The 13,143-nt window shown below is 65.0% G+C and carries 10 protein-coding genes; 7 read left to right on the top strand and 3 right to left on the bottom strand.

The genetic code is table 11. The features are described 5' to 3' along the window. Positions 1-6: 6 nt before the first annotated feature. Entirely contained in the window at positions 7-2,010 is a 2,004-nt protein-coding gene (locus EKH55_RS09820; RefSeq protein ID WP_106407773.1) for an ABC transporter permease, read from the top strand. After that, positions 1,998-3,044: an ABC transporter ATP-binding protein gene (locus EKH55_RS09815; protein ID WP_083265242.1), complete on the top strand. Its 1,047-nt coding sequence runs from the start codon at positions 1,998-2,000 to the stop codon at positions 3,042-3,044. The genes EKH55_RS09820 and EKH55_RS09815 overlap by 13 nt, the downstream gene beginning before the upstream one ends. A 73-nt stretch (positions 3,045-3,117) precedes the next feature. On the opposite strand, the gene EKH55_RS09810 is transcribed toward EKH55_RS09815, so the two are convergent. Continuing rightward, a complete protein-coding gene (locus EKH55_RS09810; protein ID WP_069457328.1) occupies positions 3,118-4,182 on the bottom strand; it encodes a GlxA family transcriptional regulator in 1,065 nt (354 codons plus the stop codon). Positions 4,183-4,373: 191 nt separating this feature from the next. Between EKH55_RS09810 and EKH55_RS09805 the strand changes: the two genes are divergently transcribed. Together EKH55_RS09805 and EKH55_RS09800 are read left to right on the top strand one after the other, a co-directional pair. Then, the gene (locus EKH55_RS09805) at positions 4,374-5,450 is read left to right on the top strand and encodes a class I SAM-dependent methyltransferase (RefSeq protein WP_069457329.1); all 1,077 of its coding nucleotides are present in this window, start codon (positions 4,374-4,376) and stop codon (positions 5,448-5,450) included. A gap of 180 nt (positions 5,451-5,630) precedes the next feature. After that, positions 5,631-7,343 (top strand): HAD family hydrolase, encoded by a 1,713-nt coding sequence (locus EKH55_RS09800; protein ID WP_069457330.1) that lies wholly within the window; start codon positions 5,631-5,633, stop codon positions 7,341-7,343. A 16-nt stretch (positions 7,344-7,359) separates the two neighbouring features. Here EKH55_RS09800 and EKH55_RS09795 read toward each other — a convergent pair whose 3' ends face one another. After that, on the bottom strand, positions 7,360-7,554 hold the full coding sequence (locus EKH55_RS09795) for a hypothetical protein (protein WP_069457331.1): 195 nt from the start codon (positions 7,552-7,554) through the stop codon (positions 7,360-7,362). 272 nt (positions 7,555-7,826) lie between these two features. On the opposite strand from EKH55_RS09795, the gene ftsZ reads away from it, so the two are divergent. Next, positions 7,827-8,858, top strand: coding sequence for a cell division protein FtsZ (gene ftsZ / locus EKH55_RS09790; protein ID WP_069457332.1), 1,032 nt, complete (start codon positions 7,827-7,829; stop codon positions 8,856-8,858). 37 nt (positions 8,859-8,895) lie between these two features. On the opposite strand, the gene EKH55_RS09785 is transcribed toward ftsZ, so the two are convergent. After that, on the bottom strand, positions 8,896-10,665 hold the full coding sequence (locus EKH55_RS09785) for an adenylate/guanylate cyclase domain-containing protein (protein WP_069457333.1): 1,770 nt from the start codon (positions 10,663-10,665) through the stop codon (positions 8,896-8,898). 737 nt (positions 10,666-11,402) lie between these two features. Here EKH55_RS09785 and EKH55_RS09780 point away from each other — a divergent pair. Both EKH55_RS09780 and EKH55_RS09775 read left to right on the top strand, forming a co-directional pair. Further along, the gene (locus EKH55_RS09780; RefSeq protein WP_069457334.1) at positions 11,403-11,612 is read left to right on the top strand and encodes a hypothetical protein; all 210 of its coding nucleotides are present in this window, start codon (positions 11,403-11,405) and stop codon (positions 11,610-11,612) included. Between the two features lie 116 nt (positions 11,613-11,728). After that, positions 11,729-13,066, top strand: a complete 1,338-nt coding sequence (locus tag EKH55_RS09775) for a TadE/TadG family type IV pilus assembly protein (protein WP_151611424.1) — start codon at positions 11,729-11,731, stop codon at positions 13,064-13,066. Positions 13,067-13,143: the final 77 nt, after the last annotated feature.

Genomic DNA, 13,143 nt, shown 5'->3' with positions numbered 1-13,143 from the left:
CGGCTGATGCTGAGCAAGTTGCGCAAAAATGTGTCACGGTTCCCGGTTCAGAACCGGCGGCAGACGGAATCCGGCCAGGCACCCGCGGGGAAATCCGCGGGTGCCTGCTCCGGAACGGACGAGATCGCCCGCGGTGGCCGTTTCGGCCGGCTGCGGCTTGCCTTTGGCGGCGAAACGCTGGAAGGCGCCGGACGGCGAGGGGAGGCGTCGCCGGCCGTGCCGGGCAGGATCGCGAAGGAACTGAACCACCCGTCGTCGCCTGACGTTACGGAAGACGGGTTACGCAAGCCGAGGCGGCTGGCGCCGCAGGAGCACGGCAGCAGCCCGCAGGCGACCGCCGGCGGCGAGCCCGGCTGGCTGTTGCCCCTGGTCTTCTGCCTCGTGTTCCTGCTTTCGGCGCTGCCGCTGATCCGTCTCGGCTGGGCCGGCCTTGGCGGTTTGACGGATGGCGAGGGCGCAAAGCTGCTTCTTGAGCCCGCCACCATCGCCGCGCTCCGCAACACCCTGCTGGCCGCCACAGGCGGCATGGCCGTTTCGCTGGTGCTCGGCACGCTCTTCGGCTTCGCCCTGGCGCTCACCGACATTCGCGGCAAGCTCTTCTTGAGCTTCGCCTTCATGCTGCCGATGATGATCCCGCCGCAGGTGACGGCGCTTGCCTGGGTGGAGATGTCGGGCCCGTCGAGTCCGCTTCTGAAGACGCTGGGGCTGGCGCCGCCGCTCGGTAGACCGCAGCCGCTCTACTCGCTTTCCGGCATCGCGCTTCTGCTCGGCGTGCAGCATGCGCCGCTCGTCTTCCTGGCGGTGAAGGCCGGGCTTGCCGCAATCCCGCGTGACGGCGTCGAGGCGGCGCGCCTTGCGGGCGCTTCGCCCTTGCGGGTCTTCCGCGACATCCTGCTGCCGCTCGGAAGTCCGGGACTGGTCGCGGGCGCGGCGATCGCCTTCGTTTCCGGCATCGGCAATTTCGGCATTCCGGCGATCCTCGGCATTCCCGCCTCGATCGAAACGCTGCCGACCCTGATCTATAGCCGGCTCGCGAGCTTCGGCACCTCCACCTTCGGCGAGATCGCCATACTGTCGACCCTGATCGCCGTCATTTCCGCCGCCGGGCTCCTCCTGCAGCAGCGGATGCTTCAGGGCCGGGACTATCGCCCGCTCGGCCTTTCCGGTGCCAGTGCCGCCTTTTCGCTCGGCCGCTTCAGGCTCCTCGTCGAAGGCCTGCTCTGGGGCGTGCTGGCGCTCGTGCTCGCGGCGCCGCTGCTGGCGCTCGTCGCAAGCTCGCTGGTGCCGGCCTATGGCGTGCCTCTGACGCTCGAGACGGTCTCCTTCCGCGCCTATGGCGAAATCCTCTGTCGCCAATCCCTGACGCTGACGGCGTTCCGGAATTCACTCTTTCTCGCCTCCGCCGCCGCGGTCGGTCTGCTTGTCATCACCGTGCCTGCCGGCTATCTGCTGGCGCGACGGAAGGGTGCGCTTGCCAATTTTTTGGCGATCCTTATCGAGGTTCCCTATGCGCTGCCGGGCATCGTCCTTGCCGTCGCCTTCGTCCTTCTCTTCGCGGCGCCGCTGCCGCTCGTCGGGCTGTCGCTCTACGGCACGGTCTGGATCATTCTCGCCGCCTATTTCTCTTCCTTTCTTGCTGTCAGCCTGAAGCCGGTGATGAGCGCCATGCTGCAGATGGACCCGTCGCTCGAAGAGGCGGCGCGGCTCGCGGGGGCCGGTCTCCTGCGTCGCATGCGCGACGTGCTGCTGCCCGTGATCGCGCCCGCGGCCGGCGCCTCCGTCATCCTCGTCTTCCTGATCGCGGCGAACGAGCTGACGGTGTCGGCGCTGCTCTGGTCGGCCGGCACGCAGACGCTCGGGGTGGCGATCTTCAATCTCGACGACAGCGGTTCCTCCGATCTTGCCTCGGCGCTCTCGGTCCTCGTCGTCCTCATGGTGACGGCTCTGATGGCGGCGCTGGAAATCTCCGCGAGATACATGCCGGAGGGCGTGCTGCCGTGGCGCAATTGATCCTCGATCACGTGATGAAGACCTTCGGAGGCGAGCGCCCAGCGGTCTCGGATGTCTCGCTTGCCGTCCGCCGCCAGGGATTTCTGGCGCTTCTCGGTCCCTCCGGCTGCGGCAAGACGACGCTTCTCAGGATGATCGCCGGCTTCGAGCAGCCGACGGGCGGTTCGATCGACTTCGGCGGGCGGCGGCTATCGGACGCCGCCCGGTCGCTGCCGCCGGAAAGGCGGAATATGGCGATGGTGTTCCAGTCCTATGCGCTCTGGCCGCATATGACGGTGGCGGAGAATGTCGGCTACCCCCTGAAAGTGCGCGGCGTTTCCGGCGAGGCCTATCGCCGGCGGGTCGTCGAGGCGCTGGCGCTCGTCAAGCTCGAAGACTTTGCCGAGCGGCGGCCGGCGGCGCTCTCCGGCGGCCAGCGGCAGCGGGTGGCGCTCGCCCGCTGCCTCGTCACCGAACCAGATGTCGTCCTGCTCGACGAGCCGCTCGCCAATCTCGACCAGCATCTGCGCAAGGCGATGGAGGAAACCTTCCGCGCCCTTCACGAGCGCTCCGGCGCGACCATGATCTATGTGACGCACGACCAGGCGGAGGCGATGGCGCTTGCGACCGACGTCGCGGTGATGTCGGAAGGCCGGCTCCTGCAGGTGGCGCCACCGGCGGAAATCTATGCGCGCCCCGAGGGCCGGGTCGTCGGCGGACTGATCGGCCGCGGCAATATCTTGCGGCTGAGCCTGCCCGAAGGGGCGGGGCGGCAGATCGACTGGCCACGCCTCAGGTTAGCGCTTGGGCCCGGAGATTCTGGGTCCGGAGATTCGGGCAGGCGGCCGGTTGCGGATGTGCTCATCCGGCCGGAGCATGTCCACCGCGGCACCGACGGGATCCCCATGCGGGTGGTTTCCTGCGTTTTCGAAGGGGAGCGTTTCGCGCTCGACCTCGCGCTTTCCGGTGGCCAGCGCCTCAAGGCTTACAGCAGCGTGGCGATCGACGGGGGCGCCTTGGTGCCGTTCGTCATCGGCCATGGCTGGCGCCTTTAGCGGCGACTGCCTAGGCGACTCGATGAATGTGGCTCAAGTCGGGTCGATACCTGCTGCCGACAGGGACCGCCACTTATGGAGAGGCTCCTCCGCCTCGGGAGAGTGGAAGGGCATAGTCGGGGATCTTGAAACGCCTCCGATAGACCCCCGGCGGCAGGCCGGTGATGCGTTTGAAGAGGCGCCGGAAGAAGGCGGGTTCTTCGTAGCCGACGCGCCAGCTGATTTCGTCCACCGAGGCTTCAGTCCGCTCCAGGCGGCGCTTGGCGTCTTCTATTCGGAGGCGCTGAACATAGGCGATTGGGCTAAGGCCCGTAGCGCTGGTGAACCGTCGTTTGAAGGTACGCTCGGTGAGCCCGGTGCGCCGGATCATTTCTTCCACGGGCCTGGCCACAGAGAAGTGCGTGGCAACCCAGTCCTGGGCCGATTGAATCGCGTGATCTCCGTGGTCCTTGCGCCCCTCGAATACGATATAGGGCGCGAGCCCGTCCTGGTGCCATTGCAGCGCGAAGGATCGCGCGACCGTCTGTGCGGATGTTGCTCCGGCGTGGCGCGCGATCAGATACAGCACCAGATCGTGCCACGTCATCGACGCTCCGGAAGTGATCAGCTCGTCGCTCTTTCCGGAGACGACAAGCACGCGCTCGGGGTGGATCGGCACCTGCGGAAAGGTAGAGGCGAAGGCTGCCGCATAGCCGAAATGCACCGTCGCTTGCTCGCCATCGAAGAGGCCGGTTTCGGCAAGCAGGAAAATGCCTGAACAAGCCGAGCACAGGAGCGCTCCGCGTCTATGCATCGCGCGACACCAGTCGACCAGTTCCGGATGCAGGCCCTTCTGCCAGCCTTCCGGGCCAAGCAGGATCGATGGGACAATGACGATATCGGTTGCCTCGAGCTCGTCAACGGCGCGCTGGACCATGACCGGGACGCGGCTGGCGAGCTCGAGTAACCCCGGTCTGAGCCCGACGATCTCGACGCGAAACGGCGGTGCCGGTGCCGGGGCATTGTCGGAGGACGGCATCATGGCGAAGGCGTTCATCACGTCGAAGATGCCGGAGAGAGTCGAGACGACGGCCTCCGGAATGGCGATGAGGCTCACGTGGAGCGGCTCGGATCTGGTCGCAACTGTATCACGCAGCATGTCGACTCCCTCTTTGCGAGTCCGACAATAGCGCCGGCGAGATTGTCGCGCCACGTTCCTGGCCTGCTGCTGCCCATGTGGCCCGAACGGCCCGATTCTGGAGATAACGGCTCTGCCTCTCGTGCCCTGTCTCTGCGATTGATGGGGCAGCCCGGATCTTTCCCCGGAGCGCTTCAAGAGGAGACACGAACATGCAACACATCCACCGCGGCGCAATCGATTCTGCGAAGCTCGACGCGCTTGTCGCGCGAGCGGTCGGCGATCTTTCGGCCGGCTATGGCGGCGTCATGATCAGCCTCGGCAACCGGCTCGGCCTGTACAAGGCCATGGCTGGGGCCGGCCCGCTCAGCGCGCGTGAACTGGCCAAGCGTAGCGGCTGCGCCGAACGATATGTTTGCGAATGGCTCAATTCGCAAGTCGCAGGCGGCTACGTCTCCTACCACAGTGTCAGCAACACCTACGAGCTCACTCCGGAACAGGCTCTCGTGCTTGCCGATCCGGACAGCCCCACCTTCATTCCCAATGCCTGGGCAGTCCCCGCATCCATGTGGGCGGACGAGAACAAGGCCGTCGAGGCGTTCCGCACCGGTAGAGGTATTCCATGGGGCGACCACGACGGGCGGCTCTCCTGCGGGGTCGCATCCTTCTATCGCAATGCCTACAAGGCGAGCCTGGTCTCCGAATGGTTGCCAGCTCTCGACGGCGTCGTCGACAAGCTCGAGGCGGGTGGTCTTGTTGCCGACATCGGATGCGGCCACGGCCATTCGACGGTGCTGATGGCGGAGGCCTTTCCGGCATCGAGGTTCTGCGGCTTCGACACGCATCAGGAGTCGCTGTTCGAGGCGCGGAAAGCCGCAGCCAAAGCGGGCATTGCCGATCAGACAACCTTCCGCGAGGCGCGCGCCGATGGCTATCCGGGCAAGGACTACGACCTGATCTGCTTCTTCGACGCGCTGCACGACATGGGCGATCCGGTAGCGGCAGCGAGCCATGCCGCCAAGGCACTGGCGCCGGACGGCGTCGTCATGCTGGTGGAGCCCTTCGCGAATGATCGCGTCGAGGACAACATTTCGCCGGTGGGAAGATTGTACTACGCGGCCTCGACCACCATCTGCTGTGCCCATGCGATCTCCGACGGCGGTCGCCTGGTGCTCGGCGCGCAGGCCGGCGAGGGGCGGCTGGCCGATGTCTTCCGCAAGGCGGGCTTCACCCGCTTCCGCCGCGCCTTCGAGACGCCATTCAACCTGGTCCTCGAAGCGAAGCTCTGACTTGCCCTGCCCGAGCGGGCGGAGCGGCAAGGTGACTGGCCGCTCCTGCTTGGGGCGCTTGGCCCGAAGATCCATGCCCAAGCCGACGGACCCGGCGGAACTCCGAGCCAGCGCCGCGGGAACCAGCCCCGAGCTTTGACGTTCCATCCTGCAGAACGAGCTCAAGGAAAGGCAGCCCGCATGTATTACATGGCTCTTGCGACGGATTATGACGGGACCCTGGCCGATCACGGCACGGTCAGGACCGAAAGCCTCGAAGCGCTGAAAAGACTGCGGGAGACGGGCCGCAAGCTGCTGCTCGTTACCGGACGCGAATTGCCGGATCTGAAAAGGGTGTTTCCGCAAACCGATCTCTTCGACAAGATCGTCGCCGAGAACGGCGCGCTCCTCTATACGCCGGAGACCGAAGAGGAGCGGCCGCTGGCGCCGGCGCCGCCGGCGGAGTTCGTCGATCTCCTGAGAGAGAAGGGCGTCGACAATATCTCGGTCGGGCGCACGATCGTCGCCACCTGGGAGCCGCATCAGACAGCCGTGCTCGAGGCGATCCACGAGCTCGGCCTCGAGCTGGAAATCATCTTCAACAAGGGCGCCGTCATGGTGCTGCCGAGCGGGGTGAACAAGGCGAGCGGGCTCAAGGCGGCGCTCAAGGAGATGCAACTCTCTTTCCTGAATGTCGTCGCCGTCGGCGATGCGGAAAACGACCACGCCCTATTGCGGATGTGCGGCTGCGGCGCCGCCGTGGCGAATGCGTTGCCTGCGGTGAAGGATACCGCCGATTTCGCGCTGGAGGGCGCACGCGGCGAAGGCGTCGAGGAATTGATCGGCGAGATTATCGCGCAGGATTTCGCGTTCTGCACCAATGCGCGCCATCAGGTGCAGATCGGCGAAAATGACGCCGGGCCCGTTGTGATAACGCCGCCCGACGTGCTGCTCATCACCGGCAGCTCCGGGATCGGCAAATCGACACTGGCGACGGCGCTTTCGGAGCGGCTGCGCGAACAGAGCTTTCAATTCTGCGTCTTCGATCCGGAGGGCGATTACGAAGATCTCGAGGGTGCCGTGACCGTCGGCAGCGGCTCTGTCACGCCGACGAATCGCCAGGTGCTGGAGCTCCTTGCCAATCCCGAGGACAACGTCGTCGTCAGCGCGCTCGGCTTCGAGCTTCAGGAGCGGCCGGGGTTTTTCGCGGAGTTGATGCCGGACATTTCGGCGATGCGTGCTCGAACGGGCAGGCCGCATTGGCTGATCATCGACGAGGCCCACCACCTCATGCCGGCGGCGCGCGACAGCGCTTCGCTGGCGCTGTCCGACGACCGCTCGGGAACCATCATGATCACCGTTCACCCGGATTCGGTCTCGCCCAAGGCGCTTTCGGCGGTGACCGCGGTCGCGGCGCTCGGGCCCAAGGGGCGGGAGGCGATCGAGAGCTTCTGCGAAGCCACCGGAGACGATCTGCCGGAGGGGCTCGACCGGCGCCACTCGGACGAGGAAGTCCTCTTCTGGCGGCGCTCGGCCGGCGCGCCGGCGCAGCGCATCCGCGTCGAAAAGCCGAAGCAGGTGCGCAAGCGGCACACGCGGAAATATGCCGAGGGACATCTCGGAGAGGATGCGAGCTTCTATTTCCGCGGCCCGGAGAAGAGGCTGAACCTGCGGGCCCACAATCTGATGATGTTCCTGCAGATCGCAGAGGGGGTCGACGATGAGACCTGGGACCATCACCTGCGGGCGGGCGACTATTCGAAATGGTTCGGCGAGCGCATCGGCGATCCGGAACTCGCCGACGAAGCCGCGGCCCTCGAGGAGGATCGTTCGCTGGCCCCGGCCGAAAGCCGCAAGCGGCTGGCGGAAGCGGTGCGCCGCCGCTACACCGCGCCCGCCTCGGAGAAAGACTGAGGGCGGTGTTTCCGCCCTATTTCTTGGGCTTTTGCTTCGCTGCGGCGCTCCTGCCGTCGGAGCTCCTGGAGCGTTCATCGAACCGGTCTGCACCTTTGGCGAGGTCCGATCCCTTCCTCGCCTCGGTCTCCTTCTCTTCTTGCGCGGCGCTGTCGCGCAGGCCGCGGGCAGCTTGCTTGCCCTTTTCCGTCGGTGCATTTCTCACGCCCATGGCAGCCACTCCCTTAGGTGAATGTGCAGCATGAACGCTGGCAGTCGGACCTTGTTCCTCTCCGCAGGCGCTCCGGCGTCATATAATGGCTCGCCAAGCTACTCTTGCTCGTAGCTGTGGACGCGCCTTGTTTTCGCCGCTCTTGCCTTCTCCGTGGCTTTTTTGAATTCCTACAATGACAATGCGTGATTCGCGCCCGCGCCGCTTTCGATCGCAGGTTCCGGGGGGACGGACAGCCTTTGACAGCCGGGGATCTGCCCAAGGAGAAGAGCATGACAGAGTTCAAGAAGCCGATCATCACGGAGATGCGCCCGAAAATCACCGTCATCGGCGTGGGCGGCGGCGGCGGTAACGCCATCAATAACATGATTGCCGAAGACCTGCAGGGCGTGGATTTCATCGCCGCCAATACGGACGCGCAGGCGCTGGCGATGTCGAAGGCTGAACGGCGAATCCAACTCGGCACGGCGATCACCGAGGGTCTCGGCGCCGGCTCGGTGCCGGATATCGGCAATGCGGCGGCACAGGAATCGATCGACGAGATCATGGACCACCTCGGCGGCACGCATATGTGCTTCGTCACCGCCGGAATGGGCGGCGGCACCGGCACCGGGGCAGCTCCCGTCATCGCCGAAGCGGCGCGGCGGGCCGGTATTCTGACCGTCGGCGTCGTCACCAAGCCCTTCAGTTTCGAGGGGCGGCGGCGGATGCAGACGGCGGAGCTCGGCATCGAGCGACTGCGCGAAAGCGCCGACACGGTGATCGTCATCCCCAACCAGAATCTCTTCCGCATCGCCGACGCGAAGACCACCTTTGCCGACGCCTTCATGATCGCCGACCGGGTGCTCTATTCGGGCGTCAGCTGCATCACCGACCTGATCGTCAAGGAAGGCCTGATGAATCTTGACTTCGCCGACGTGAAGACGGTGATGAAGGGCATGGGCCGCGCGATGATGGGCACCGGCGAGGCGACGGGCGAAGGCCGGGCGATGAAGGCCGCCGAAGCGGCGATCGCCAACCCGCTGCTCGACGAGGTTTCGATGCGCGGCGCCAAGGGCGTGCTCGTCTCGATCTCCGGCGGCATGGACATGACCTTGTTCGAGGTCGACGAGGCCGCCACCCGCATCCGCGAGGAAGTCTATGACGAGGCCGACATCGTCGTCGGCGCGATCTTCGACCGCACCCTCGACGGCACGTTCCGCGTCTCGGTCGTGGCGACCGGCCTCGACAGCATCCGAGCGGACGAGGCAGCGGCCGGGGCCGTGAACGGCCAGGCGGCAGCGCCGGGGCGGCCGCTGCAGTAGCGGCGGTGGGGAAAGTCCCTCACCCGGATTCTCGAGGCTATTCCGGCAGGCCGGCGCGGCGCAGGTCATTGACGAAGCGGTCGACGAATTGTTCCGACATGGCCGGGCGGTCGCCGAAATAGAATTCGGCCCGCGCCGTCGCCGTCGTCAGGTCGGGGCGTCGGCGGAGAATATCCGAGACGGCTTCGCGGGTCTCGGCGGTCGGTCCCTCGGCGCCGAGGACCGCTGCCAGCACCATGGCCGGCCAGAAGGTGACGTTTTCCTGGCGGAGCGATGCCCGTGCCGCCGCGGCGGCCTCGTCGAGGCGGCCCGATTGATAATGCGCGATCGCCAGCATGTTGTGAAACGTCCAGAGATGCGGATCGCGCGGGCTCAGCCGGAACGCCTCCTTGATCTCGGCAATGGCTTCCTCCGGCCGCTCGACATAGCAGAGCGCCTGCCCGAGGGCGAAATGGCCCTGCGCGAAGCTCGCATCCAGTCTCAACGCATTGCGAAGATGATTGATGCCGCGTTCCGGCTGGCCGCCGAGGGCAAGCGCCCGGCCGAGGGCCACATGCGCGGCCGGTTCACGGCTGTCGAGCACGATCGCCCGCTCGGCCAGGGCGATGGCGTCGCCGATGCGCTCGGCGCGTTCGGAAAGCGGGCCGTACCAGCCGAGCTGGATATGGACATAGGCGAGGCGCGCATGGGCCTGGGCGAAGCCGGGTTCGAGCTCGATCGCCCGCTCGAACAACTCCTTGGCGATCCTGAGGTCGTCGAGATTGAATTTATAGAGATGCCAGAGGCCCTTCAGATAGATGTTCCAGGCGTTAAGGTCGGCGGCGGTGTGGCCGCGCAGCGCGGCGAATTCGATGATGCCGAGCTCCGGCTGGATTGTGCCGGTGATCTGGCCGGCAATCTCGTCCTGCAGCACGAACACGTCGTCGAGCATCCGGTCGTAGCGTTCCGCCCAGAGCAGCATGCCGGTTTCACCGCTCAGCAATTGCGCGGTGATGCGGATGCGGTTGCCCGCGCGGCGGATGCTGCCTTCGATCACATATTTGACGCCAAGGTCCTCGGCGACCTTGCGGACATCGATGGCGGCGCCCTTGTAGGCGAAGGAGGAGTTGCGGGCGACGACCCGGAGCCAGCGGCAGCGGGCAAGGGTGGCAATGAGCTCTTCGGTAAAACCGTCCGAAAAATGTTCCTGGCCGTCGACGCTCGAGAGATTGGCGAAGGGCAGGACGGCCATCGACGGGCGCTTTTGATCCGGGGGCGGCCGGTCGTCGGCGGGTGTCTCGGCCACGGGGCCGTCGGTGCCGTCCGGCTGCCATCGCCACACGCGTATCGGCGCATGGCCGTCGCGGAGCGTCCGCCGGCCGAAATCGCTCAACGGGAAGTCGAGCTTCGATGCGACCTGGTCATGGACCTGCTGGGAAACGCAGATGCCGCCCGGGGGAGCGAGGCTCTGCAGTCGGGCGGCAACCGTGACGCCGTCGCCGTGAATATCGCCGTCCTCCACGATGACGTCGCCCAAATGGATGCCGATACGCAGTTGCAGGTCTTCGGCGCCGGCCCGCCCGTCGCGTTCAGCCATTCGTTTCTGGATTGCCATGGCGCAGGCGACGGAATCGACGACGCTCGAGAATTCCGCAAGGGTACCATCACCCGTCTGTTTCACGACGCGTCCGCCATGCTCGGCAACGGCAGGCGCGATAAAAGCATTGCGGCACGCCTTCAATGCCTGGAAGGTTCCCGTTTCGTCCCGCCCCATCAATCGGCTGTAGCCGACGACGTCGGCATCCATGATCGCTGCCAGCCGCCTCATGCAGCAACCTCCTGATTGCACAATCGCGATCGGTCGGAACGAGCCGACCCGAAGCGCGAGCGTGACGGAAGTCGAAGAAGTGAGTTCCTGGACGTCTCCTTGAAGCGATCTCGATTCAGGGACAACGCCATGCGGCAATTCAACTTGCCTTTGATAGACGCACGGCGCCCCAAGCTATGCCGAAGGCTTCCATCCCGCGGGAGGAGAGTAGCAATCACCGAGTCGGGTGTCCATTAGAATGACATAATGGATTTGCCGCTGCCCCAGGCGACACAAAGCGCTGCAGAGGGGCAAAGAAGAGCCCGCCTCCGAAGGAGGCGGGCCGAAGACTGCGGTCAATGCTTCCAACCTGTGGGCGCAATTCTTTTGCGCAGAGCGTCAAGCTCATCCGCTAATCTGGTCGTCGATCAGTATCCACTCCCGAGAGCCGCCGCAAACTCGATCGGGTCCCTCTACAATCAGAGCTCACCGCTCGGGCGAGCTCTGATCTAAATTCCTACTGAAAACCCCTTCGACGCTTTTGCCCGCCTATTTTGCAGGATCGACAGGGTTGGTCCAGTAACATTTGAGGGCATTTTGTTACCGAGCCGGATCGAATGTTGCGCGGCGATACGCTGCCGCACCGGACCCGGCCGCATGAGGAACCGCCCCCCCGCGGCCGGCGTTATCCTCGGCACACTTCACCCCTACACGCGGCGCGTCTTATCAGACGCTTGCAGGAGCGAAAGGACGATACAATGGCTCAGCCTGAGACCGATCCGATATACCACACGCGGAAGATGACGCGGGAGCTGAACGCATTGATCGCGCATCTGCGCGACGACGTCACGAAGGTCGACGAGCCGCAGTTCAAGGCGATGTTCGAGACGGCGGCCGAGGTTCTGGGCGGGCTCGCAAAGGCGTTCGGCGATTACGAGAAGAAGAATGAAGCCGCGTGGCAGCGGTAGCGCAACCTATTCCTTTGTATATAAGAATTGCTTAAAACACTGACGATTTTCCTAACGAAACGTGAATTCGATGATGCTTAAGTGGCCGGCATTTCCTGTTTCGGAGGGGGAAGGCTATGATGGCCAAGCGGTTCCGTGCGCAATTCGGGAAACTGGCAGACAGCAGGGACGGGAATTTTGCGGTACTGGGCGCCATCGCCTTCGTGCCGATCATAGGCGCAGCGGCGCTGGCGCTCGATTTCGTCGGCGCCTATCTCGAAGCGGAAAAGATCCAGAATGCACTGGATGCCGCGGCGCTCGGATCCGTGAGAGCCTATGGCGAGGGGGCGACCGAAGACGCCGCCTCAAAGGAAGGCGCGAAGTTCTTCTGGAGCAATTATTCGCTGCCGCAGGATGTCGTGGCCGAAGCTTTGGCCTCGCCGATGGACACCCCGACGGAGGAGGCGTTGAAGGTGAGCTTCACCCGCGACGTCAACGAAGACACGGCCACGGCGGAATATGCCGTGGCATATACGCCGCTGTTCCTCGAGCGCGCGCCGTTCCAGATCCGGCGCCAGGCGGTGGCGGCGAGAGCCGCGGGCGCAGAAGCCTGTATCCTGGCCCTTCACTATACGGCCCAGCGGGGCTTCAATGTCAGCGGCAGCGCGATCGTGGACCTGACCGGATGCGCCGTCGTCTCCAATTCGAACTACAGTGAGTCCATTTATGTCGGTGGTACGAGCACGCTGAAAGCGGAATGTCTCTATGCGGCGGGGGCCATCTACGGCTCGCCGCAGGACATCACGCTTGCCTGCGACCATGCGGTGGAGGGATCGCCGCGCGTGCCCGATCCCTTCGCGAGCAAGGCGATGCCGAAGACGTCCGCCTGGGTCGATCTCTCGGGTTGCGGCCAGGATTATATCAGCGGCGGCGGCGGCAACGGCGATTGCAACGGCACCGGCAAGACCCCAAAGAAGACCGACGGCTACGTGGTGACGCTGAAGCCCGGCACCTACGGCACGCTCGACGTCAAGAGAAGCGTCAATCTGGAGCCCGGAAACTACATCATCGACGGCGGTCGCCTCGAACTCGCCGCCCAGTCCGTGGTGACCGGCAAGGGCGTCACCTTCTTCCTGATGAACGGGGCCGAGCTCTTGATCCGCGGCGGCGCCACCTTCGACATCTCGCCGTCGCTCACCGGTGACTGGGCCGGTTTCTCGATCGTCGCCGAACATGGGAATACCGAGCCGGCGGTGATCAACGGCAACAGCAACTCATCGCTGACCGGCATCGTCTACCTGCCGGATGTGGCCGAACTGCAATATTCCGGCAACGGGCTCACCAGCGGCGAGTGCATCCGGCTGATCGCCCAGGAGATCACCATGATCGGCAATGCCACGTTCAAGATGGACTGCAGCGCCGAACTCGCCGACAAGCAACTGAACTATCCGGGCACGATCCGGCTCGTGCGCTAAGCAGGTTCCGGCAAACCTAAGCGGCCCCAGCGGGTAATCGTGGGCAAGCAATTGAATATCTGTTCAGCGCATCGGAA

The organism is Sinorhizobium alkalisoli, from assembly GCF_008932245.1.
Lineage (GTDB): Bacteria > Pseudomonadota > Alphaproteobacteria > Rhizobiales > Rhizobiaceae > Sinorhizobium > Sinorhizobium alkalisoli.
The sequence above is the reverse complement of the archived record's forward strand: the minus strand, read 5'-3'. Positions and strand labels throughout refer to the sequence as shown.

Coding starts and splice junctions, on each gene's coding strand:
- EKH55_RS09820 (WP_106407773.1), top strand. CDS start 7: ATGCTGAGCAAGTTGCGCAAAAATGTGTCACGGTTCCCGGTTCAGAAC.
- EKH55_RS09810 (WP_069457328.1), bottom strand. CDS start 4,182: ATGCTGCGTGATACAGTTGCGACCAGATCCGAGCCGCTCCACGTGAGC.
- EKH55_RS09805 (WP_069457329.1), top strand. CDS start 4,374: ATGCAACACATCCACCGCGGCGCAATCGATTCTGCGAAGCTCGACGCG.
- EKH55_RS09800 (WP_069457330.1), top strand. CDS start 5,631: ATGTATTACATGGCTCTTGCGACGGATTATGACGGGACCCTGGCCGAT.
- EKH55_RS09795 (WP_069457331.1), bottom strand. CDS start 7,554: ATGGGCGTGAGAAATGCACCGACGGAAAAGGGCAAGCAAGCTGCCCGC.
- ftsZ (WP_069457332.1), top strand. CDS start 7,827: ATGACAGAGTTCAAGAAGCCGATCATCACGGAGATGCGCCCGAAAATC.
- EKH55_RS09785 (WP_069457333.1), bottom strand. CDS start 10,665: ATGAGGCGGCTGGCAGCGATCATGGATGCCGACGTCGTCGGCTACAGC.
- EKH55_RS09780 (WP_069457334.1), top strand. CDS start 11,403: ATGGCTCAGCCTGAGACCGATCCGATATACCACACGCGGAAGATGACG.
- EKH55_RS09775 (WP_151611424.1), top strand. CDS start 11,729: ATGATGGCCAAGCGGTTCCGTGCGCAATTCGGGAAACTGGCAGACAGC.